This is a genomic window from Paenibacillus dakarensis (assembly GCF_001373415.1).
GTDB lineage: Bacteria > Bacillota > Bacilli > Paenibacillales > Paenibacillaceae > Paenibacillus_AQ > Paenibacillus_AQ dakarensis.
In genome coordinates, this window is the sequence record NZ_CDSE01000044.1 from 69,666 (window position 1) to 92,884 (window position 23,219).

The following is a 23,219-nucleotide window of genomic DNA, read 5'->3' on the forward strand; positions in this document are numbered from 1 at the left end:
GGTTCATTTTTTGGGCGTATGACATATGTTAGTTACGAAGTACCTGAGATTTCGAGTATGGACGGAATCCGAATGAAGGAGGAAATACATTGAATGTAAATCCCGAGGAACGCGTATACATCCCGTTTCGCAGCCCATTTGATCCATGCCCACCGCTGCCGTATAGAACATATGTCGTGCCTGTGAATCAGTACATTGTGTTTCAACCAACCGATTTGCCGCAATTCAGTCCGGCGGAAGCGTTAAAGCACGGAACCTTGTGGCCCGCTCTCTACAGTCCGTATTTCTCAAGAAGCCAGAAGGGAGAGTAGATCATGGAAGAAAGAAAACCGCAAGCTGGTGACCCGCGTTATTATGAACTTTTGGAGCAGCTCCAGGCTATAGATTTTGTGCTTGTAGAACTGAATCTGTTTCTAAACACGCATCCGAATGACCTGAAGAGCATAGAACAGTACAACAGGCTGGCGCAGGAGAGGATGGTGCTGGCTAAGCACTTCCAGGAACTGTATGGTCCCTTGCAAAATTTCGGACATTCTTTTTCCAGATATCCATTTGAGTGGAACCAGAGTCCATGGCCTTGGCAGGTATAACTCATTGGAAGCAGCCGGGTTATCTTATCACAGTAGGCATACCCGGCTGCGAGCAGGATAATAAAGGAGGCGTTTCATTCCGTGTGGATCTATGAGAAGAAGCTCCAGTATCCCGTAAGAGTCAGCAAGTGTGATCCGATGATGGCTAAATTCCTGATCGAGCAATATGGGGGAGCCGATGGAGAATTGGCTGCAGCACTTCGTTATTTAAATCAGCGTTATACGATTCCTGATAAAGTGATTGGAGTACTGAATGACATAGGGACTGAAGAATTTGCCCACCTCGAGATGATAGCAACGATGGTCTACAAGCTGACTAAGGATGCTACGGTGGAACAGTTGAAAGAGGCGGGGCTAGGTGCTCATTATGCGAATCATGATAAAGCCCTTTTCTATGAGAATGCTGGTGGGGTTCCGTTTACAGCGACCTATATTCAAGCTAAGGGAGATCCTCTCGCAGATCTGTATGAAGATATTGCTGCGGAAGAGAAAGCGAGAGCTACATACCAATGGCTGATTGATATGACGGATGATGTGGATTTACAGGATAGTCTGAAATTTCTGCGGGAGCGGGAGATCATTCATGCCATACGGTTCCGTGAAGCGGTTGAAATTATTAAGGATGACCGTGATAAGAAGAAGATTTTCTGAGTTTAATGGAATTAGAGGCTAGGAGCACGAAGAATAACCTCCAGCATTATGAAAAAAAGAATAGTGTTCTGAATGTAAGAAATCCACCCGTAAAATGTCGGGTGGATTTCTTACATTCGTATTTGGCAGCAGAACGTTCGCATAGGGTTGTTACCCCTCAAGCTGCAGCGACGACCAGATGAAGACGATATAAAGCATAACCGGCAGGGCAATTCCTCCAGCAATAAGGAGCCAGACATATGGGGGCTGGAAGGCTTCTTTTATATGCCCGAAGCGGGTGTCTGTGTGTCTTTTCATCTTCAGACGCTGCAGAAATCGATTCAGAATGGCGGCTTGCTCATCATCCGTGTAATTGTCAAGCTCTGTCTTAATATCGCTGCGCAGTTCATGAAGCTTAAGCGGAACCCTGGTGTGCTTCATTCTCATCAAGATCACTTCTCCTCTTGCGGCGTTCTATGGTTTCTATCTATTAAACAATTTCTATAAGGAAAAAGTTGTGAAATATTTTCAACTTTTGAAATTTAAATATAGGTGTGTGACGGATAGCGTTTGCGGAGTTGAGCACCTTCCTTTATGATGAGGGAAGATATTAACAATCATTATGAGGAATGAAGGGAATGACAGAAGGATGGAGAGAGATAAGAGGCTGACCAAACCGGAAGCGATGATCTTTGATATGGACGGTACTTTGTTTCAGACCGAGACACTGTTACTGCCGGCCTATCATAAGTTGTTTGATACTTTGCGGGCAGAAGGCCATCATACGGGTGAGACACCGAAGGAAGAATTGATGCTGGGATGTCTTGGAATGCTGCTTGAGGATATTTGGAAGATTGTTCTGCCGGAGGGAACTCCAGAAGCCCATAAACGTGCTGATGAGCTGCTGCTGCAGTATGAGCTGGAAGGATTGAGTGATCCAAAGGCTATATTATATCCGGGCGTTAAAGAGACGCTTGAGGAATTAAAGCATAGAGGTGTTCGATTGTTTGTGGCCAGCAATGGTCTTGAACATTACGTAAAGGGAATTGCTGAGGCCCGCGAGATTATGCCTTTGTTTGAGGATCTTTATAGTGCAGGTCAGCATAATACGGAAACGAAGGTAGATCTCGTAGCGCTTCTGCTAAAAAATCATGGAATAGAACGTGCATGGATGGTGGGAGACCGTTCATCTGATGTAGAAGCCGGTAAGAAAAATGGACAAGCCGTTATCGGGTGTCAGTATGCAGGATTTGGCGATGATCAGGAGCTTAAGGGTTCGGATGTAATCATTCATTCTTTCCATGAACTGATTGACCTGTATGATGCATCTGTAGACTAAATAAATAAATGAATGAAGAAAGGGGGCAGCCCTGCAAGTGAACTGCATCTCAGTGATGAAACATAGTGTCACGAAGAGTGCAGTTTGATTTTGCAGGAGCCCCTTTTTTTTTAGTAACAATGAACCTCTAAATTTCCCGCATCCTCTTTCAGAATGCTGCTCTGCTCAGGCATTTTTTGAATGTTTTCGTTGATTATATACCCATAATGCATATTCCAGTGGTCTGATAAGGGAGGCGCGGTAAGCTTCCTGATCCCCAACCTGTGAAAACACCTCACGAGCTGGTTTAGGATTAACCTCCAAGAGCAGGATTCTGCCAGTCTTGTCAATAGCCAGATCCAGTGCAAGCTCACAGAGTGCTCCGTATTGTTCTTCCAGATAACTTGCCACAGCCACGCCCAGTTTGGCAGAATCTATCCGGGCCCTTTCCCGCTTCTCTGCATCAGGGATCCAGTCTTCCAGAAGCTTATTCATCTCTGCGGCTTTTCCGCCCCCGTGCAAATTAGAAGTGACGCTATTCGTTGCACCAACCCGGCCGACACAGCCGGTTTGCGCCCATTCCCCGTTACCATTCTTCTGTACAAGCATCCGGTAATCATGAACCCGGCCGCAAGGGAGCTCTAAAGGAATACCCTCCTGTACCAGGTACTTTCTTTTAATAGCCCAGTTAGAAAGGTAAGGACCGAGTGTGGCGGATGTAATCCGTCTTGGCGTAATGATATTTCGGTGTGTATCCCGGCCGCGGACTTCATAAGAGCCGGATGGAGCTGTTTTGGAGATTCGTAAAATACCACGGCCGCCGGTTCCATTAATTGGCTTGAGAAAAACCGTCCCATGTTTGCCGAGCATGCGGGTGATATCACCCATATTTTGTACCAGAAGGGTCTCTGGCAGGTGAGGTCGAAAACGCTTCTGCTGAGATAAAGTTTGGTGAACGGTCCATTTATTTCGAAGAGGTCTGTTGAGGAATAGAAGATGTCTGTAGCGGGAGCGGAAGCGGATTAATTGGTTAAACCGCTCACTTTTTTGTATGCGGCATCGATCATAGATCATATCGGGGAAGGGTCGCCAGCGCCGAGTCCATCTGTGGGTAGATGGGTTATACTGCAAAGCATGAATCAATCCCTGAGAGGCGTTTACATCTGAAGGCGTGAACACAAATACATCGAGGCCCAGCTCGCGCCCTTCAGCAATCATACGTTCATAGACAGGAGCTTCTTCAAGCCTTTTTCGATTGTTCAAGTATAAAGTCAGAATGCCTAAGACAGGTTGAGACACGATGATTCACCTTCTTGTGTAGAGTCTGTTTTCGAATTATTACCGGTTTTGGCAGACCCGGGGGAGCCTGCGCACATAATTAGCACAGGTCTGGATGAGGGTCTGCTTTCTAAAGCTACGGCATGCATACCGGCATCAAAACACATGCGCAGACTTGAATAATGGTTAACAGGAACTTTAAAGCATAAGTACCCGAGTCGGGACAGCTGGGAGCGGATCAAAGAGGGACCGATATCCTGATTTCGGTACAGAGGGTGAATGGCAAATAACCAGTCGGATTCACCATATCCCGTGACCATGCATATACCAACAGGCATTTTTCCATGCTCTCCACGTACAGTAGCTGCGATAAGTGAAGTGCTTGGTTCCTTTATTTTATGAAATGGCATATTTTGCAGGCGTCTGAGTCCTTCTTGGTTAATGCGGCTGCCAAAACGACTGATGAAATCACAGCATTGTTCACGAATGTTTAACCAATCAGTTTCCGTAACGGGCGAGATGGAAGAGATATCCATATGATCCTCCTTTATCTCCTTTGTGGATTTATTACTTATTGATCAGGTACTCACAATAATGAAATATTCGCTCGAGGGATCGCTTGCGAATCGAAGGTTCATCAAATTTCATGGGTCTTGAATTTGCTTCAAAGAACCAAACCTCACCCGAAGAATCGAGCCCAAGGTCCATAGACATTTCCCCTAACGGATAATGGCAGCCGCGCTCAATCTGTTTGGCAATAAGAACTGCAGCGCTGCGAACCTTGTTTAAGATCAGTTTGGCTTGATCAGCTCCTAACAAGGTTGTTAGCAATTTCTCAGGATCCTCAACCGTTCCGCCGCGGGGGACGTGGGTGGTAATGCTATGTGATCCCGCCATTCGCGCGCCAATTCCAGTTACTCCCCATGTACCCTGATCAGATTTCTGTACCAGAAGCCGAAGATCAAACGCACGGCCGTACAGAGAGGTCAGCTCAATACCTTGTTGAATAATGTAGGGGCTACCTCCGGTTTCTTTATAAATCCGCTCCCAGAGTCTGTTTAATGATGCAGCTTTATAAGTTGTGCTATTTTTTTCATTTTGAATTTGAAGCCGGTAGGGGAGATATTTGTTTTTTTGGTGCCTCAGACACATAATTCCCTGGCCAGCTTTACCATTCTCCGGTTTTAGATAGAGATAAGAGCTGTGTTTAATCATTTCACGTAATGAAGAGATGCCTCTCAGCTTTTTGGTTAAAGGAGCCCATTTCCGGGTTAAGCTAGAGCTGCTCAGCCAGGTGAATAACTGCCGTTTGTTGAAGAAATAAGGATTATAAATATCGATCTGGGGATGCCTCAGGCATTCCCGGATCTTCCGGGATACCTGAGGCTTTAATTCATCCTCACGGTGTGGAATACGATTGTAGATGACCCGGGGCAAAGGAAACATTCTTTGCTCCCAGGAATGTGGATCGCTTCCCGGAGTGAAACCTCTAACTGTCTGGGAATTAAGCTTCAGGTCGCGGACGGTTACCACATAGACCAGATAGCCCATTTCTCTGCCTGTCTTAATGATCTCCTGGAAATTTTGCCGGTTTCCCCGAAACATCCGGGTGGAGTCATGCATCGTAAGAATGGCAATAACAGGCCTGGAATCCTCCTCAATGCGGTTTATCACGAGTCATTCCCCCTGTAGAACCCGCTCAGATATAAACAGTGATCAAAAATATGAACGACCGATGCCTTACCTTCCTCACGTAAGGAAGGGTGGGCAAAGATTGACCGGCCCGGTTTGGAATTCGCCTCAAACATCCAAATCTTCTCATCCTCATCGATTCCGATATCAAAGCCGATTTCAGCAAGTGTATGAGGGCTATGATTCTCTATCGCTTCTGCGAGCATCACGGCCGTTTGTTTCGCCTTATCCAGCACCGCTTGAGACCTGGAGCCAAACACACGGCTCAATGCCTGTTCTGGAGTCATCAGCGACCCCCCATTCTTGATATGGGTCGTAACACTCCCCCTCCCGGCTTTCTTGGCTCCAATACCAACAGCAGCCCAGCGGTTTTTGCCGTCTTTATGCATATGGAACCGAAAGTCGATTGGGCATCCGTCAATTTCAATTAACCGGATACCTTGCTGAATGACATAGTTCTTCAAGCTGGAACCATGCCGTGCCTGGAGCATTCGCATGAGGCTTGAGAAGGAAGGAAACTTAAGGAGTGTATTTCCGCCGGAGCCCCGGAATCTTGCATAGTAACCTTTTTTCGGATGGTAGGTAAGGCGGTATATCCCGTTTCCAAGACTCCCTCCGGATGGTTTGTAATACAAGAAACGGTGGCGTGCCAGCATATCCTTAATCCGTTCGGGACTCGGATTGGAATAGGTTTCAGGCACATAGCGCCCGGCTTGAATATCATTTTCGAGCTGGCTGTTGATTTCAGATTTATTAAAGAAGGCCCAGTTGAAAAAAACAATGTTTCGACGTATAAAACGGTCTCTAAGCTGATTCGTGAAAGGGGAGAAGTCTGTGCGCCTGCTTGGCAGCCGGTTGTACACGACATCGGGAAGCGGAACCGTCTTACGGATGAATTCTCCGTTTGAGCCGAGCATATAACCATAGACGGTTTCTTTTTGCCAGTTAATATCCTTAGGGGCAAAGGCGTACACGAACATTCTCTTGTTACCTTCACGCAGGAGCTGTTTAATGTAGGCTGTACGTGATCCGAATGGACTGGAATAATTCGAGGGTCCATCAGAAAGAATGCCGACCACGGGTCCGATCCGCAATTCTCCTTCTTTGGGCAGGATAACATAGGCTGGCCCGCGTCTTGGCACCGGAATTTGGTTGCGGATCCCGGAGCTAAGGTATATATGCTTTCCCGAACGTTCTATTGGTTTCAAAGAGGCCGATATGGCGTCTCTGCCCAAGCGCAGCTGGATTTGTTTCCTGCTTGCTAAACCCAGGCTGTTCATGAGCGAGGCGGACATAAATACCACTTTTTCGGGCTGATTCGAGAAATGAATATTACTGAAAATCGAACTCATGTATTTACCCTCCTAAGTTGTCGAAGCAATAAATAACGTGCATAACGAAGGGGATTCTCTACGGACAGCTTTGCTGCCGGAATGTCCCCTGTTAGCTTGAAAGCGCGCCGCCCCGGTTTTGAATTCACTTCAAGCAGCCATACTTTTCCGGAACAGTCTATTCCAAAATCGATACCAAGTTCGCCCAATCGTCCAAATCCGCTCTCAAGCAGTGGTGGAATACGCTCGCATAGATGGTTGATGCAGTTCAATATTTGCTCTGCCTTGTGATTACCAAATTCAGATTTCAGGAAGGAAGGGACGGGTAATGCCGTGCCTCCGCCATGAAGATTGGAGGTCATTCCTTCAGCCGGACCCAGACGAACCGCCATGCCTGTTACAGTCCAGCTCCCCTGTGCATTTTTTTGAACCAGTACTCTAGTGTCAAAAGGCTTCCCATCTTGCCCCCTTAGCTTAAGGTGCTGCTGGATAATAAAGCGGCGGTGTCCGGTGAACCTTTTAATCCATGCTGTTAAATCTGCTGTCGGAATGGTCTGGTGAAAGATGGAGTTTGAACGGTCTCTTCCTTGCAGGATGGCTTCATTGGTTTTCCTGCAGTTGACGTAGAGAGTATGGCTTCCGTGGGAACCTCCGCTAGGCTTCATAAACAATTCGCCATTAAACCGGTGTAAAGCGTTACTAAGTGATTCGTTTCCTTCATAAGCGATAGTATGCGGGAGATATGGTGAGAGCTCCGGGTCATGCTGGAGAAAATCGTAAATTCGCTTTTTGCCCGGTAATCCTCTTGACCACATTAATCCTTTGGCCTTGGTAAGTCTGCTAAGGAAGGCTGAGGCAGCATAAGTCTCTTCAGCGTTCTTAAAAAGACAGCGATCATAGATAAGATCCGGGAGGGGAAAGGTTTCTTTCACCCAGCGGTTTTGTTTATAGATGTATCCTGAAATATGATGATCAAGATTCATAGAGCCGGACTTTTCGTCGGGAAAAAATACAAATACGGTAATGCCAAGAAGGGAAGATGCCAGGCTCATTTCGCGGAGAAATTCCTTTTCTGAAAAAGGAGGCGTCCCCGGTCTTCGGCATACCATGACTCCGAGGGTTCCAATGTAATCAGAGGGCATAAGAGCTCCTTTTTTAATAGCCGGTTAAATATTGGCTGTATTGAACAAGGCGGATCGCAGAAGGGCGAACCTTGAAAACACTCAGCGGAGCATCATCGCTTTTAGAAGGCTTGGAGTTGATCTCAATCAGCCAGATACGGCCGGTGACATCTACGGCTAAATCGATTCCCAGCTCACCGAAGTGGGATGGAATGGATTCTTCGATTCCTCGAGCGATGTTTAGAGCGGCAAGTTCCATTCGTTTTTCTGCCGTTTGCTTCGAGGAAGGTGGAATACTGCTCATCGCCAGCGCATCCTTTACCGAGGAGAGCGTTCCTCCTCTTGCAAGATTAGATACATAATGATTTCCCCCTGCAATTCTGGCCACGATGGATGTGATGCTCCACTTTCCTTTTTTGTTCTTGTGAACAAGCGCGCGAAAATCGACATTGCGTTTTTGGACTCGAACCAGGTCGAGCCCCTGCTGAATTTGATAACGATTCGCAGCCATTTTACCGGATAAACTGCTATATAACTTCGCAAGTGAGGTGTAGCTGTTCTTCTTAACCCCTTCAAGCGAGGTTGTAAGTGTGTGGAAAATACCGTTCTCCTGACGGGAGATTCGGATAATGCCTTTCCCCTGACTGCCGCGAATAGGCTTCAGGAATACGACCGGATATGCTGTGCACATTTTTTTGAGCGTAGTAAAGCTTTTCAATTCATAGGATTCGGGTAAGTATTTATTTAATCTCTCGTCCGTTCCCAATGCTTCGAAAACCTCTGTCTTATCCAGAAATCTTTCGTTAAAAATGTGGGTGTTCCATTTGGATTTTACTTCTTTCATAAAATGCTGTACGCTAGGACTATTCTCCAATTTTCGAGTTGGAAGCCGATTATTGACGACATCCGGAACAGGCACAAGGCTCTTTCTCCACCCGTTGTCATACACTACCGCTTCCATGAGTGACAGGTTCGAAGTGATCATATCAGGGGTAAAAAAATATACATATGCGCCTAGTTTATTGCAGGCATTTACCATCTCCATGCAAAATGAAGAGATCGATCCGAATGGCTTGCCTGGATCCTCCGGTAGATAGCGACTTATCATTACGCCAATGACGGGACCTAGACGCAGGGTTCTTTCAGCGGCATTGAATCTCATAGTCAGAACTGCTCCAGGAAGAAGTCCAAAGCTGTTGGATAAGGAAGGGCTAATGCGAAGAACAGTTGATTTTTTCCCCGATATGACCCGTATCTCTTGTTTGAAGGAACCGAGCGCGAGCTTTATGGGTTGTTCTGTTGGAATCCGCAGTTGTCTGATTAGCCTCTCGCCAAGCATGATATCGGTATCTGGCATCTTGCCCGAGCGGAACAGTTGAATCGATATCTTGGTTGTGGACATCTTGGATCTCCTTCCGACAACGTCTTGATGTGGTGGACAGACTGGATTTCATCTGAACATTGCATGTAATTCATCATATGAGGACATATATCCCTTGGTGATTGTACGGATTTTGAAAAAAGGGAGGACTTTAACAATGCCGGATTGGCTGTATATACTGGTGAATATTACGGTGGCCGCTTTTGTCGGCGGCATTACGAATCATTTTGCGATTAAAATGCTGTTTCATCCGCGGGAAGAAATCCGGATTGGCGGCCGTAGATTACCTTTCACGCCGGGACTGATTCCAAAACGTAAGGAAGAGATCGCTGAATCTTTAGGCAAGGTCGTATCAGATTATCTGGTGACGACGGAAGGCCTTCAGGAGATGATTCGTAAACCGCTTTTTCGAATGAGAGCTGAAGAGACGGTAAGCCAAAAGCTGAATTCTTTAACAGAAAGTGAATTGACCTTACGGGACATCGCTCTGAAATTCTGGAGTCCCGAGGATTGGCAGCTGCTTAAGAAGCGGGTCGTACAGAAGGCTCAATCGGTGACTGCAAGCAAAGCTGCCGCCGCATGGTCTGATTACGGGCTGGAAGACAAGCCGATTAAGGACTTGATCCCCGGGTGGTCCGAGGAGAAGAGACAGCAATGGAGCGGGATGGCCGCTGATGCAGTACTGAAGGAGCTTGGGGATACGCTATTATCTTCAGACGGCCAGCGTTTGCTTAAAGAAATGGCTTCTGCCATGCTCGATAAAGCAGGAGGATTTCTCGGTACAATGGCAGCCATATTTGTGGATGAGGACAAGCTGGTTGAGAAGATGACACCGATGTTAATCAGCCAGCTGGAAGGAGACAAAATCCGCCAGTTGATTGTTTCGGTTGTTTCCGGCAAGCTTGAGCAGTATGGGGAATTATCGATTGGCAGTGCGCTGCAGGCTGCTTCAGGCGAGTCTGGTCTTTTGTTTATGACTCGCAAATTGGAGCAATTCATACCGTGGGAATCTTGGATCGAACAGCTGGAGGACATTCGTCTTGCAGACATGATAAAGCCAAGACTTCCTCAGGTGGAAGCTCTGCTTCCAGGTTGGGTTGACAAGGGGCTTCATGTACTCGAGGATGCTTTGCCTTCAGCAGTGAAGGCTGTTAATCTTCCAAATCTGGTACAGGAGCAGGTTCGTAAATTCCCGATCGAGCGGCTTGAAGAAGTGATTCTCAGTGTATCCGGTCAGGAGTTTAGAGCCATTACCTGGCTGGGGGTGCTTCTCGGCGGATTTATCGGTCTTTTCCAATCGATAATCACACTGCTGTGGAGATAAGTTAGATCAAACAAGATGCGGCTAAGCCGCAAATAGGAGGACAACAATGAATATTTACGACAAGGCGAATGAACTGGCAAAAGCAATGAAGGAAAGTCAGGAAGTAGTGGAAATTACATCTGCAATTAAGCTGATTGAGGCAGACCCTGAAAGCAAGCAAATGCTTGACAATTTCCGTGAGCGTCAGATGGAACTGCAGCAGCGCATGATGTCTGGAGACATGCCTTCACAGGAAGAGATGGAGAAGATGGAGAAGCTGTTTGAGGTGCTTAGCCTGAACTTGAACATCCGCCGCCTGTTTGATGCGGAACGCCGTTTGAGCATTATTATTGAAGATGTCAATAAGATCATTTCCGACAGCCTTCAGCATTTGTATGGTCCGGCTCAATCATAGAGGTAAAAAAGCCATGGCAATTGCCATGGCTTTTTTTTGTAGCTTGTTCGATTCTTCTATCATAATGTGGACTTGATCCTCATAGAGTAGATATATAGATTCCAGTTCAGAAGCAGAGGAGCTGTATTAGGAATGAAGAAGAGGAACAAGATTAAGCATTTCATTTATCTCCTGATTGCCCTTGGGATGCTGTTATACGCACTCCCGAGCATTTCATTCGCCGGTGGGTTCTCTTGGGTTTCGTTGTTTGGAGCTGTGTGGGCCGGATTTGCCTTGCTGGTTATTGCATCTCATCTTCATATTCTGATTGGTGTGGATGATGCGAAGCAGAGGGCGCTTGATGAAATCCGGAAGCAAAAAATGAACCAATGGCAGCTAAAATGGCCAGAGGAGCAGAGGCGTGAGGGCGGCGTGTAACTGCACTGGATGACAACCGTTGCTTTATCATTTCGCTGTATCTTAAGGGGGACTGTCACGTAAGTAGATTTTTTCTACTGATGGACAGTTTTTTTTTCTTGTTTCTTTATACAAAAAGGTTGAAGATAGGCTTCTAATTGAGTTCCATCTTCGGCCCGATCATTCGGTGGTTCGCTACGGAGATCATACCTCGCTATGAAGCAACCACCGTGCTTTTTGACGCAAATATTGCAGGCGTAGCTGCAAGCCATCTTAGCGATAGCTTAAGATCTGTCCACCTAGGCAATGCTAAGGATCTCATTTGGCTCCTCATGCTTCTAGTTATCAATCTGGATAATATCTTTGGCATATTAAATGTATAAATGAAGCCAATCCTTGTTGTATTCTACTCAAAAACATTTCTTTGTGTTGATGTGTTTTTTGAGATGGATATGCACGAAGCAGCGGAGGGGACGAAGCGATTCCGGACAAGCGAAGCGCTCGCCTTTGTGTTCCAATTTCAACCTCTTAGAAACCAGTTCAAGAAATTGGAACACAACAGCGATGGTAGGAATGATTCGTACCCGTAGCGCATCCCAGCAGCAAAATGGGGCTGCCCTCAGATTCTAAGATCACAACCTATTTACCGCTATTGCTATTTTAATTTTTCAGTCCAGGTCTGATATAATAGATACAGTGTGATACAGAATAGAGCAAGGAGGTGGAACAGTTGGATGCTCGAGATGAGACTATAACAAAGCATGAGCAATTGGTGCAGCATATTGAGAGCCTGAAAGTAGGCACGAAAATATCGGTTCGCAGACTTGCAAAAGAACTTGCTGTTAGTGAAGGGACGGCCTATCGTGCTGTAAAAGAAGCAGAAGGATTGGGAATTGTCGTAACGAAGGAACGTATAGGAACGGTCCGTATTGAGCGAAAACCAAGGAATATATCCGAGCAGCTGACCTTTGCTGATGTTGTGGAGATCGTTGAAGGACATGTGCTCGGTGGAGCGGAAGGGCTTAATAAAAGCTTGCATAAATATGTGATCGGGGCCATGAAGGTGGAGGCAATGATCCGTTATATCGATGCCGGAGGCTTGATGATTGTCGGCAACCGGGAGGACGCTCACTCTTTGGCCCTTGAACAAGGCGCAGGGGTGCTTATTACAGGCGGGTTCGGGACAAGCCGTGAGGTTAAGCAGCTGGCCGACCGACTGGGACTTCCAATCATTTCATCGCGTCATGACACGTTTACCGTAGCTTCCATGATCAATCGGGCGATCTTTGACCGGTTAATTAAGAAGAAAATTATGCTTGTTGAGGATATTGCAGCCGAAAAACCACGAATTCACGCGTTAAAAAGTTCAGCAACGGCACTTGAATTGAAGGAAATGGCAAGCAAAAGCAGGGAGCAGCGTTTTCCTGTTACGGATGAATGGAACCGCGTTATCGGTATTATCGGTTTAAAAGATGTTGATGATCTTACAGACAGCCAGTCTATCGACCGGGCCATTATTCGCAATCCGGTGACAGCCACCATGAAAACATCCCTGGCATCAGCTGCCCAGATCATGATGTGGGAAGGCATTGACTTCCTTCCTATTGTTGACCGCAACCGCAAGCTCGTAGCTACTGTTACCCGTAAAGAGGTGCTGGAAGCATTGAGGAATGCCCGCAATCAACCTCAGCTTGGAGAAACCTTTGATCAGCTGATATGGAATGGAATAGCCGAAGATCGGGATGAGGAAGGAAGGCTGTTCTTTCACGGATTCATAACACCGCAAATGGCGACAGAGCTAGGAACGATATCGCAAGGAGTGCTTACGACCGTGATGAGCCAAGCCGCTTTCAAAGCTGCCAAGGACTTCACTGGCGGAGACTTTGTACTTGACAATCTGTCTACATATTTCATCCGTCCGGTACAAATCGAAGATCCAATTGTGGTGACCCCGCAGCTGCTGGAGATGAGCCGGCGTACTTGCAAAATGGAAATTGTGATCAGCCACCATTCGAGCTTGATTGCAAAATCAGTAATGACTCTGCAGGCAATCGATCAAGGGTAATCGTATTATTGAGAACCCGTATAACAAAAGGGCTTTTTCCGGAGCAATGGATCTGCCGGAGAAAAGCCCTTTTTAGTATGTGCTTTCTTTTTAGCCTCGAGCTGACTTTTGACGGGTGTAGAATCTTTTGCTTCGCAGTCCGGCAAAAATATTAAATAACCCGAGTACAATAAAAGCAGCTTCAACGATGATCGCAGGGGTCGAACCGCTGAACATCAGCATGGAGATGAAGGCTAAGTCAACGAGCATAACACCCATGCTAATATTCATGGAGGCAAGATAGCTTCCGCGATCAATCGGGTCAGGCTTCCGGCGGGCGCGAATACTGTACAGAGCAGCAGCGATAACGGAAATGACCAATACTGCAAACAGAACATATTTGATGATAATACCAAGCATGGAATAACGGCACTCCTTTAGCAGGGACATGGTTAAAATAATATCCGTATTGTACCATGAAAATCATTTCCATGTGTATTTAACCGCTGATATCGACCCAAATCTGGAGAACCCCTTCCATTACAAGCATGGTTCTGATTTTGACTTTATAGTCCTTTTCCCGGACAGTATATATCTTATCTTCCAGAAGAGAACGGGTGAGCTTGCTGTCTGTATCGATGTCGAATATGCTTCGGCCCCGAAGTGCTGTAAGATCTTTTCCCATCCCCTTTATGATCTCCTTCAAAATTAATGAATCCAGCGGCTCTTCTGTTTGCTCCGCGCGGATTTTGATTTCCTTAATGACCGTCGGCTGTTTGCTGTATTTTTTAAGGTGTTTGATATCTTCTTCATATTGGCTGATTTTAATCTGCAGATCTTGATTGTTCTCCCACATTTTATTGTAAGCTGCATGATACAGGGAATTGTAGACGACACTTCCGACAATCATGCCCAGAACAAAGATCGAAGCGGCTTGGTAAAATGGGCGAAAACGGCCATGAGGGGGGATTCTCATAAGTTAGCTCCGGTCTGAGCAGACCCATTTGACCAGCTCGCTGCCCATATGCGCCCCAAGGAAGGCAAAGACGAGGTAAAGGATCTGTTTGATGGCGGGGGATAAATTTCCGCCAAGCATGTTGCTTTCGATAACACGCATGGGATCAATGGTGCCGCCAACAGCTGCTGCAAGCGCCCAGATTTTTATGCGGCCTGCAATTTCAACCATCGTATCAGTAGGCGGCTGCATGGAAAGTACGGCCCCAACGCCTCCAACCATGGCACCCCCGAGTACAATTCCGAAGGCTATGAAAAAGTCCAAAATGGCTTTAGATAAAAAAACACTCATCCTTCGTGGCCCCTTTCTTGACGGGAGACGGTGATGACCGCCTGTCCAGATGCTTTCTGATTCATTGTATGGGCGTGCCCCATCACATTATGATAAAATGTGAATAAGAATTTAAGCGGCGAAAGGAAGGCGAAATATGAGTACTTTCGTTCATTTGCATGTGCATAGTGAATATAGTTTGCTCGACGGAGCGGCACGTATTGAAGATCTTGTGCGGGAAGCAGCAGCGCTTGGAATGAAATCACTGGCGCTCACCGATCACGGGGTTATGTATGGAGCCGTTCCATTTTATAAATCATGCTTAAGTTACGGCATAAAGCCTATTATCGGATGCGAGGCATACATTACGGCAGGATCACGGAAGGAGCGGGGAAGCCGCAAGGATCAACCAATCTATCATTTGATTTTGCTCGCGAAGAATGAAGCAGGCTACCGAAATTTGATGAAGCTCTGTTCCATAGGTCATCTGGAAGGCTATCATTATAAACCCAGAATTGATATGGAAGTGCTGGCCAAATATCATGAAGGCATCATCTGTCTCAGTGCATGTCTTGGCGGGGAAGTTCCCCAGCATTTGCTGCACGGAAGAGCGGCAGAGGCCAGAGCAGCAGCACTGCGTTATAAAGAAATCTTTGGAGAGGATTATTATCTTGAACTCCAGGATCACGGGCTGCCTGAGCAAAAACGGGTTAATCCTCAGCTGATTTCGTTAAGCTCAGAACTAGGAATACCTCTGGTTGCAACGAATGATGTCCATTATTTAACCTCATCCGATAGTGAAGTGCAGGATGTGCTCATCTGTATCGGCACGGGGAAAACGGTTCAGGATGAAGACAGGCTGCGGATTCCGACGAGCCAGCTGTATCTGAAAAGTGAAGACGAGATGAAGAGGCTCTTCCCTCATGTCATGGAGGCCGTGGACAATACGGCAGCTATAGCGGAGAAGTGTAATCTGGAACTCGAGTTCGGAAGATCGATTCTTCCGGAGTATCGACCACTGCCTGAAGGGATGAATGCCGCATCATATTTGCGGGCATTGTGCAGCGCCGGCCTTCGCGAACGTTATGAGTATACCGAGCGTTGGTTATCGAACGATAGCAGGGCGGAGCTGGAACAGCGGCTTGACTATGAGCTGCGTACGATCGAGAGTATGGGATTCAGCGATTATTTCCTGATCGTGTGGGACTTTATCGCTTACGCACATCATCAGGGGATAGCCGTTGGTCCCGGAAGGGGATCTTCTGCAGGCAGTCTTGTAGCCTATACGCTGCGAATAACGAACGTGGACCCGATGAAATATAATCTTCTCTTTGAGCGGTTTTTGAATCCGGAGCGTGTTACCATGCCGGATATTGATATTGATTTTAGTGACGAGCGGCGGGATGAAGTAATCGATTATGTCGTTCGCAAGTATGGACGAGAGCATGTGGCTCAGATTATTACTTTCGGAACGATGGTTGCGAGGGCTGCGGTCAGAGATGTAGGCCGTGCTCTGAACGTTCCCTTCGGTGATGTAGATAAAGCGGCCAAGCTTATTCCTAATCATCTGGGGATCAGCATTACGAGAGCGCTGCAGGAAAGCCCGGGTCTAAAAGAGCAGTATGATGCGAAGCCGAAGGTGCGGGAGCTGCTTGATATGGCGATGAAAGTGGAAGGCATGCCGCGGCATGCTTCAACTCATGCTGCAGGAGTGGTTATCTCCCGCGATCCGCTAACCGATGCTGTTCCGCTTCAGGAAGGCAGTGAGAAGACGGCACTGACCCAGTATTCTATGGAGCATTTAGAGAGCATTGGACTGCTTAAGATGGACTTCCTTGGCCTTAGAACGTTGTCGATTATTGAAAGAACCATGCGCTGGATCGGTGATGAAGCTCCTGATTTTGCTAAGGTACCAGATGATGATCCGGATACGTATCAAATGTTAAGCCGTGGGGACACAACAGGGGTATTTCAGCTCGAGTCTGCAGGAATGCGCCGTGTGCTCAAGGATCTAAAACCTTCAGCGTTTGAGGATATCGTTTCGGTTCTGGCATTGTACCGTCCGGGCCCAATGGAGTTTATCCCGAAATTTATTCAGGCCAAGCATAAGGTTATTGAGCCCGAGTATCCGCATCCGGACCTGATACCGATTCTGGGTGATACCTACGGCATCATTGTATACCAGGAGCAAATTATGCAGATTGCATCAGCCATGGCTGGCTTCTCACTGGGTGAAGCTGATTTGTTAAGACGTGCTGTGTCGAAGAAGAAACGTGAGATACTGGACAGGGAACGCAGTCATTTCGTCTCGGGAAGCCTAAAAGAGGGGTATTCCGAGGAAGAAGCAAATCGGGTATATGACATGATTGTAAGATTTGCGAATTATGGTTTCCCGAGAGCTCATGCTGCCGCTTATGGAGTGCTGGCTTTTCAAACAGCCTATTTGAAGGCTCATTATCCAGTACAGTTTATGGCATCCATGATGACTGCCGTAATGGGCAATCACCGTAAGGTGGCGGAGTATGTGCTCGAATCCCACCGGATGCATATTGATGTGATGGCCCCGGATGTGAATGAGAGTTTTTCATTATTTACACCTGTTACCAAACCGGCAGCAAGGGAACAAGACTACAGTGAGAACAGTGCGTATAACGGAGGAATTCGATTTGGACTGGCGGCAATTAAAAATGTCGGCACTCAGGCTGTTGAGAATATTGTTCAGACAAGGGAAGATAAGCCGTTTGAAAGCTTGCTTGATTTCTGCCGGCGCGTAGACCTAAGAGTATGTAATAAGCGGGTTATTGAATCACTCATTCAGGCAGGTGCTTTTGACTCTCTTCCAGGACACCGGGCCCAGTTGATTGCTATGCTGGATGAAACGGTGGAAGCTGCCGTAAAATGGCGGAAAGAGCGGGAGGATTTGCAGATACAGCTGTTTGATTTTGTAGAAACAACGAATTGGGAGATTGAATATCCGGATATTCCTCCGTATTCTGCAGGTCAACAACTGGAGCTGGAGCGTGAATTGTTAGGGATGTACCTTTCCGGGCATCCGCTGGATGATTATGATTCATTGCTGCAGAACGCAGGTACTGACCGGCTGATGGATTTGACTGAAGTTCCGGATGATACAATGGTGACGGTTGCCGGTATGGTAGTATCGCTGAAGACGATTACTACGAAACAAGGGAAAGCCATGGCCTTCATGGAATGGGAAGATCAGATCGAACGGTGTGAGGTTGTTTTATTCCCTGAAGTTTGGAAGCGAAGTGCTTATCTCATTGAAAAGGGTGCTCTGTTAGCCCTTCGGGCCAAGGTTCAGCAGCAGGATGAAGGTTTTAAGCTGCTTGCTGAAGAACTGGCTCCACTGGAGAAAGACAAGCTGACTCCACTGGTCCGTAAAACAAAATCCCGTACGGCTTCAGCTTCCCCGATTACTGCGGCTTCCGGTCAAGAAACTGTACCCGGCAGTAAGCAGCAAGAGCATATCGAAAAAGAATCCATGACGGCTCCGGCTCATGATCGGGGTGATAGAAAGGGCTCATCTGCCCCGAAGAAGACGATTCGAGTGCCGGAGTCATCTAATAGGGCGGCAGCACGCTCGGTTTCGAGCAGGCATGAACAGAGGGTTTTTGTAAAGATTAAGCCTGAAGCGGAGGATCCGCAGCTTTTGGTCAAGCTAAAGGAGCTGCTGCAAGAACATCCCGGGCCCGTACCAACTGTGCTTTTTTATGAAAGAAGCCAGAAAGTGCTCGGACTTAGTGACGCCTACCGTATTAAACCATCCCCGGCCTTGTTTGCACATATGGAACAAATGCTAGGAAAGGATACAGTTAAAGTTAAATAATCGTATTCTCTTGATTTGAAAATGTATGAACATTTCATTCCCCTCCCGCATAAACATAGGACACTACAGGACAACGACCTTTCGGAATTACGTTAACCGAAGGCTTCACTTTTTTCTAGGTGCTGCAGCGTTCGTTCCGGTAAAAGTGCGGGAGGGATTGTTATGTCAATGACATTGGCTGAAGCTATGCTGAACAAACGGGGTGTGAGTGTCGCTTCTATTGCAGAAATTGTGTACCAATTACAGATAAAGTATCATCCGGATTTGACGATGGGGCAGTGTGAGGAGAGTGTGAGATCTGTGCTCGGTAAACGGGAGGTTCAGTATACGCTGTTTACAGGGATAGCTATTGATGAGCTTGCCGAACAAAAACTGCTGCCGGAGCCGCTTCAATCGATTATTGAACAGGATGAGCCCCTTTATGGTGTAGATGAGACGATGGCGCTTGGGGTTACAAGCATTTATGGCATGATCGGTTTAACGAGCTTCGGCTATTTGGACAAAGAAAAGATAGGGGTTATTGAGAAGTTGAATGAGGATAAGAAGGGGATTCATGTTTTTTTGGACGATCTGGTTGCAGGGATTGCTGCTGCAGCTTCTTCACGTATTGCTCATAATAATCCCGGCGCAACCTGTTATGTGACGGATAACGATTAAAAAGATCGCCCAGAACTCTTGTTAAATACATGGGAAAAATGCAATTTCAGCCCCCTCCTCTTTTGTTGAGGTAAAAAGTGAAGTGTGTTATCATTATCCATTATATCAGCTCAGGATATGCCTATAGCACTAAGATTAGGGGGAACTGAAAGGCATGTGGACGGTAATCTATATTGCGCCAACCGCTAAGGTGGCGGAGATGATTAAAGCCAAGCTTACAATTGAAGGATTTTTAGTCCAAAGCCGTCCTGTGAATCTTTCCAAACAACAGTTTGAGATCCTGGTTCCCTCCGGAGAGCTTGAGGAAGTTCAGGAAGTGTTAAATTCGATTTTGCACCCCTAGCTTAAGGGATACATAACGATACTTATTCAAGGGTTTTTAGATTTGTTAGTTTACGGCCATTCAAATTTGCGGCTGAAGAGGTGTAACTGTGTTTAAAGATCTGTTTCAGAAAAAAAGAAGATATGCCACTATACCTTCGGAACGTCTTGGACAAGCAGGACAGCCGTTAGAAGGTGAACGTCCAAAACGGGAAATCCCGGAAGGACTTATGAATAAATGCAGCAAATGCGGCAGTATTCAATATAGTAAGGAACTGGAGAAGAACTTAAAGGTTTGTCCTGAATGCGGTCATCACATGCGTTTGAATGCATGGGAACGTATTAATGCTACATTGGACGAGACTGGATTTGAGGAATTAGATGCCGACATGATCTCCGTCGATCCCCTTCAATTTCCGGGCTATGCTGCGAAGCTTGCGCAGCACCAGATGAAATCAGGTTTGAGGGATGCGGTCATTACAGGCGAGGGATCCATTTGCGGACAGCCTGTTGTTGTGGCGGTGATGAGTTTTGATTTCTTTACAGGTAGTATGGGATCGGTTGTCGGGGAGAAAATAACACGTGCGATTGAATTTGCTACTGACAAAAGATTACCGCTTATCATTTTCTCCACTTCAGGCGGAGCCCGGATGCAGGAGAGTATTCTCAGCTTGATGCAAATGGCTAAAACAAGTGCGGCACTTTCCCGTTTTAATGAACGCGGGGGATTGTATATATCCGTAATAACTGATCCGACGACTGGCGGTGTATCAGCAAGTTTCGCTACACTTGGCGACATTAACATTGCTGAACCGGGAGCCGTATTTGGGTTTGCAGGACGAATAGTTATTGAGCAAACGATTCGTCAAAAGCTGCCGGACGACTTTCAAACCGCCGAGTTTAATTTGGCGCATGGTCAGCTGGATATGGTTGTTCATCGTAAGGACCTGCGTACAATGTTAGGAAAATTGTTGGAAATGCACACTTCGAAAGGGGGATTTTGATGGCAGGCGAACTTCCTTTTGAAATGCCTCTTGCAGAAATGCGCAAGAAGATTGATGAATTGAAGCAATTCGGCCAGGAAAAAGGAATCGATTTCACGGATGAAATTGCTCGTTTAGAAGAACGCTATAGTCAATTGGAAGAAGAAATCTATTCCTCCATCTCACCATCACAAAAAATGCATCTTGCTCGCCATCAGCAAAGACCTACCTCACTTGATCTCATTCAGCTGGTTTTTACTGATTTTATAGAACTTCACGGAGATCGGTTATATGGTGATGATCTGGCGGTGGTTGGCGGTTTGGCGAGGTTGAACGGAGTTCCGGTTACAGTCCTCGGTCAGCAGCGCGGGAAAGATACGAAGGATAATATTGCACGGTTCTTCGGAAGTGCACACCCGGAGGGTTTCCGAAAGGCTATGCGGCTCATGCAGCAAGCTGAGAAGTTTAATCGTCCCATTATTACATTTATTGATACGAAAGGTGCTTATCCGGGTAATACTGCTGAAGAGAGAGGTCAATCGGAGGCCATTGCCCGTAACCTCCGGGAAATGTCTGCACTTAAGGTGCCAGTTGTGTGTGTAGTCATCGGCGAAGGCGGAAGCGGCGGTGCTCTTGCGATGGCTGTAGGCAACCGTGTATTAATGCTGGAGCATGCAATTTATGCTGCTATTTCTCCTAATGGCGCCGCATCGATCCTTTGGAAAGATGCATCTAAGGCGGATCAGGCAGCAGAGGCGATGAAAATTACCGCACAGGATCTGCTTGAGATGGAAGTCATCGAGGAGATTATTCCTGAACCTAAAGGTGGTGCACATCGGGATTATGAAACAACGGCTTCAGCCATTCAGGATGCTCTTGTCCGCCATTTGAAGGAACTGTCATCTATGGATGCCTGTGAGCTGAAAGAAGATCGATATCAGAAATTCCGCAAGATCGGCAGTTTCGAATTTGCGGCATCTGTTCAGCCCGATACTATTGTATGATTTAGGATATTGTGCATGGAACATAAAAGGTAATGTGACAATATTCCTATACAAATGAGAAAATTTATAGTAAATTTAGTTGTTGGAAAAGAGATATAGAGAACCTTTTGAATAATGGAGGAAACCCAAATGCGTAAAACTAAAATTGTATGTACTATCGGTCCTTCCAGTGAATCGTTGGAAAACACTAAGAAGCTCATCATGGCTGGCATGAATGTGGCTCGCTTGAATTTCTCCCACGGTGATTACGAAGAACATGGCAACCGTATCAAAATTATTCGCCAAGCTGCTGAGGAATTGAACAAAACGGTGGCGATCCTTTTGGATACGAAAGGGCCAGAAATTCGTACTGGGAAATTGGAAGTAGAGCCAATCGAGCTTGTGCAGGATGAGTATATCACCCTTACCACAGAAGAAATTCTTGGTGACAAGAACCGTATTTCCATTACTTATCAAGAACTGCCAGGAGATGTTCAGGCTGGTTCAACGATTTTGATTGATGATGGTTTGATCGGTCTAACTGTGGTAGAAGTTCAAGGTACGGAGATTAGATGCCGTATTGTAAATGGTGGAACAATCAAGAGCAAGAAGGGTGTAAACGTACCTGGCGTGAACATTTCTCTCCCGGGTATTACTGAAAAGGACGCCAACGATATCATTTTCGGAATCGAACAAGGCATCGATTTTATCGCAGCTTCCTTCGTTCGTAAAGCTGGTGACGTTCAAGAAATTCGTGATCTGTTGAAAAAACACAATGCGGATCATATTCAAATTATTTCAAAGATTGAGAACCAACAAGGTGTGGACAACCTTGATGAAATCCTTGAGGCTTCCGATGGCTTGATGGTAGCACGTGGTGACTTGGGTGTGGAAATTCCAGCCGAAGAAGTACCTCTTGCTCAAAAACGCATGATTGAAAAATGTAATATTGCTGGAAAGCCGGTTATCACGGCTACGCAAATGCTGGATTCCATGCAGCGTAATCCTCGTCCGACTCGTGCTGAGGCAAGTGACGTGGCGAACGCAATCTTTGATGGTACCGATGCAATTATGCTTTCCGGAGAAACGGCTGCTGGTAAGTATCCGGTTGAATCTGTGCTGACAATGTCACGCATTGCAGAAAAAGCAGAGTCTGCTCTTAACTACCGTGACCTGTTCTTGAAGCAGCGTATTGCTCAAGAAACAAGTGTTACGGAAGCAATCAGCCAATCCGTTGCGATCTCGGCACTTGATCTTAACGCGAAAGCAATCATCTCCTGCACGGAATCTGGACACACTGCACGTATGGTTTCTAAATACCGTCCTAATGCTCCTATCGTCGCTGTTACGACTCAAGACAGAACCTTGAGACGTTTGGCATTGACTTGGGGTGTAATTCCTGTTAAAGGGGCGTCTGCTTCCTCTACGGATGAGATGTTTGAATATGCCCTTCTAGGTGGTCAGAAGTCCGGAATCGTGAAAGAAGGCGATCTGGTTGTGATTACAGCTGGAGTACCGCTTGGAAAATCCGGCTCGACAAACTTGGTAAAAGTAAGTCAAATCCCTACTCAGGGCTAATGTACTGATCCGGGTAACAATAGATAAGAAAAGCAATGGGCGAGCAATCGTCCATTGCTTTTTCTA

At 46.5% G+C, this 23,219-nt stretch carries 24 protein-coding genes; 14 read left to right on the plus strand and 10 right to left on the minus strand.

Features of this window, described 5'->3' with window-relative positions:
* Positions 1-89 precede the first annotated feature (89 nt).
* The 3 genes from BN1234_RS12650 to BN1234_RS12660 all read left to right on the plus strand — a co-directional run bounded on the left by BN1234_RS12650 (position 90) and on the right by BN1234_RS12660 (position 1,241).
* On the plus strand, positions 90-311 hold the full coding sequence (locus BN1234_RS12650) for a spore coat associated protein CotJA (protein WP_054957026.1): 222 nt from the start codon (positions 90-92) through the stop codon (positions 309-311).
* Between the two features lie 3 nt (positions 312-314).
* Positions 315-590, plus strand: coding sequence for a spore coat protein CotJB (locus BN1234_RS12655; RefSeq protein ID WP_054957027.1), 276 nt, complete (start codon positions 315-317; stop codon positions 588-590).
* Positions 591-671: 81 nt separating this feature from the next.
* Entirely contained in the window at positions 672-1,241 is a 570-nt protein-coding gene (locus BN1234_RS12660) for a manganese catalase family protein (protein ID WP_054957028.1), read from the plus strand.
* Positions 1,242-1,391: 150 nt separating this feature from the next.
* Here BN1234_RS12660 and BN1234_RS12665 read toward each other — a convergent pair whose 3' ends face one another.
* Positions 1,392-1,670 (minus strand): hypothetical protein, encoded by a 279-nt coding sequence (locus tag BN1234_RS12665; protein ID WP_156337208.1) that lies wholly within the window; start codon positions 1,668-1,670, stop codon positions 1,392-1,394.
* Positions 1,671-1,869: 199 nt separating this feature from the next.
* Between BN1234_RS12665 and BN1234_RS12670 the strand changes: the two genes are divergently transcribed.
* The gene (locus tag BN1234_RS12670) at positions 1,870-2,559 is read left to right on the plus strand and encodes an HAD family hydrolase (protein ID WP_054957030.1); all 690 of its coding nucleotides are present in this window, start codon (positions 1,870-1,872) and stop codon (positions 2,557-2,559) included.
* 165 nt (positions 2,560-2,724) lie between these two features.
* Here the strand turns inward: BN1234_RS12670 and BN1234_RS12675 are convergent, their stop codons facing one another.
* Genes BN1234_RS12675 through BN1234_RS12700 form a run of 6 tightly spaced genes read right to left on the minus strand, consistent with a single transcriptional unit; the run spans position 2,725 to position 9,362 of the window.
* Complete coding sequence (locus BN1234_RS12675) at positions 2,725-3,837, minus strand: YheC/YheD family endospore coat-associated protein (protein WP_054957031.1); 1,113 nt, start codon at positions 3,835-3,837, stop codon at positions 2,725-2,727.
* A complete protein-coding gene (locus tag BN1234_RS12680) occupies positions 3,819-4,352 on the minus strand; it encodes a hypothetical protein (protein ID WP_054957032.1) in 534 nt (177 codons plus the stop codon). Before BN1234_RS12680 ends, BN1234_RS12675 begins: the two co-directional genes overlap by 19 nt.
* A 31-nt stretch (positions 4,353-4,383) precedes the next feature.
* The gene (locus BN1234_RS12685; protein ID WP_054957033.1) at positions 4,384-5,490 is read right to left on the minus strand and encodes a YheC/YheD family endospore coat-associated protein; all 1,107 of its coding nucleotides are present in this window, start codon (positions 5,488-5,490) and stop codon (positions 4,384-4,386) included.
* Positions 5,487-6,860: a YheC/YheD family endospore coat-associated protein gene (locus BN1234_RS12690; protein ID WP_054957034.1), complete on the minus strand. Its 1,374-nt coding sequence runs from the start codon at positions 6,858-6,860 to the stop codon at positions 5,487-5,489. The genes BN1234_RS12685 and BN1234_RS12690 overlap by 4 nt, the downstream gene beginning before the upstream one ends.
* Positions 6,857-7,981, minus strand: a complete 1,125-nt coding sequence (locus BN1234_RS12695; protein WP_054957035.1) for a YheC/YheD family endospore coat-associated protein — start codon at positions 7,979-7,981, stop codon at positions 6,857-6,859. Before BN1234_RS12695 ends, BN1234_RS12690 begins: the two co-directional genes overlap by 4 nt.
* Before the next feature lie 13 nt (positions 7,982-7,994).
* Positions 7,995-9,362: a YheC/YheD family endospore coat-associated protein gene (locus BN1234_RS12700; protein ID WP_054957036.1), complete on the minus strand. Its 1,368-nt coding sequence runs from the start codon at positions 9,360-9,362 to the stop codon at positions 7,995-7,997.
* 136 nt (positions 9,363-9,498) lie between these two features.
* Between BN1234_RS12700 and BN1234_RS12705 the strand changes: the two genes are divergently transcribed.
* The 4 genes from BN1234_RS12705 (at position 9,499) to BN1234_RS12730 (ending at position 13,520) form a co-directional block, all read left to right on the plus strand.
* Complete coding sequence (locus BN1234_RS12705) at positions 9,499-10,665, plus strand: DUF445 domain-containing protein (protein ID WP_054957037.1); 1,167 nt, start codon at positions 9,499-9,501, stop codon at positions 10,663-10,665.
* Between the two features lie 46 nt (positions 10,666-10,711).
* Positions 10,712-11,059, plus strand: a complete 348-nt coding sequence (locus tag BN1234_RS12710; RefSeq protein WP_054957038.1) for a YlbF/YmcA family competence regulator — start codon at positions 10,712-10,714, stop codon at positions 11,057-11,059.
* 132 nt (positions 11,060-11,191) lie between these two features.
* Positions 11,192-11,476, plus strand: coding sequence for a hypothetical protein (locus BN1234_RS12715; RefSeq protein WP_054957039.1), 285 nt, complete (start codon positions 11,192-11,194; stop codon positions 11,474-11,476).
* Positions 11,477-12,185: 709 nt separating this feature from the next.
* A complete protein-coding gene (locus tag BN1234_RS12730) occupies positions 12,186-13,520 on the plus strand; it encodes a DRTGG domain-containing protein (RefSeq protein WP_054957042.1) in 1,335 nt (444 codons plus the stop codon).
* A 90-nt stretch (positions 13,521-13,610) separates the two neighbouring features.
* Here BN1234_RS12730 and BN1234_RS12735 read toward each other — a convergent pair whose 3' ends face one another.
* From BN1234_RS12735 to BN1234_RS12745, 3 genes are all read right to left on the minus strand, one after another.
* On the minus strand, positions 13,611-13,919 hold the full coding sequence (locus BN1234_RS12735) for a YtpI family protein (RefSeq protein WP_054957043.1): 309 nt from the start codon (positions 13,917-13,919) through the stop codon (positions 13,611-13,613).
* 79 nt (positions 13,920-13,998) lie between these two features.
* Positions 13,999-14,475: a sporulation membrane protein YtrI gene (locus BN1234_RS12740; RefSeq protein ID WP_054957044.1), complete on the minus strand. Its 477-nt coding sequence runs from the start codon at positions 14,473-14,475 to the stop codon at positions 13,999-14,001.
* A 3-nt stretch (positions 14,476-14,478) separates the two neighbouring features.
* The gene (locus tag BN1234_RS12745; protein WP_054957045.1) at positions 14,479-14,805 is read right to left on the minus strand and encodes a YtrH family sporulation protein; all 327 of its coding nucleotides are present in this window, start codon (positions 14,803-14,805) and stop codon (positions 14,479-14,481) included.
* 136 nt (positions 14,806-14,941) lie between these two features.
* Between BN1234_RS12745 and BN1234_RS12750 the strand changes: the two genes are divergently transcribed.
* From BN1234_RS12750 to pyk, 6 genes are all read left to right on the plus strand, one after another.
* Entirely contained in the window at positions 14,942-18,631 is a 3,690-nt protein-coding gene (locus BN1234_RS12750; protein WP_054957046.1) for a DNA polymerase III subunit alpha, read from the plus strand.
* Positions 18,632-18,793: 162 nt separating this feature from the next.
* On the plus strand, positions 18,794-19,288 hold the full coding sequence (locus BN1234_RS12755; protein ID WP_054957047.1) for a phosphatidylglycerophosphatase A family protein: 495 nt from the start codon (positions 18,794-18,796) through the stop codon (positions 19,286-19,288).
* A 154-nt stretch (positions 19,289-19,442) separates the two neighbouring features.
* Positions 19,443-19,631: a hypothetical protein gene (locus BN1234_RS12760; RefSeq protein ID WP_054957048.1), complete on the plus strand. Its 189-nt coding sequence runs from the start codon at positions 19,443-19,445 to the stop codon at positions 19,629-19,631.
* A gap of 88 nt (positions 19,632-19,719) precedes the next feature.
* Positions 19,720-20,613 carry an acetyl-CoA carboxylase, carboxyltransferase subunit beta gene (gene accD / locus BN1234_RS12765; protein WP_054957049.1) on the plus strand — a complete coding sequence of 298 codons (894 nt, stop codon included), beginning with the start codon at positions 19,720-19,722 and terminating at the stop codon, positions 20,611-20,613.
* Positions 20,613-21,596 carry an acetyl-CoA carboxylase carboxyltransferase subunit alpha gene (locus BN1234_RS12770; protein WP_054957050.1) on the plus strand — a complete coding sequence of 328 codons (984 nt, stop codon included), beginning with the start codon at positions 20,613-20,615 and terminating at the stop codon, positions 21,594-21,596. The genes accD and BN1234_RS12770 overlap by 1 nt, the downstream gene beginning before the upstream one ends.
* A gap of 129 nt (positions 21,597-21,725) precedes the next feature.
* A complete protein-coding gene (gene pyk / locus BN1234_RS12775; RefSeq protein WP_054957051.1) occupies positions 21,726-23,153 on the plus strand; it encodes a pyruvate kinase in 1,428 nt (475 codons plus the stop codon).
* Positions 23,154-23,219 lie beyond the last annotated feature (66 nt).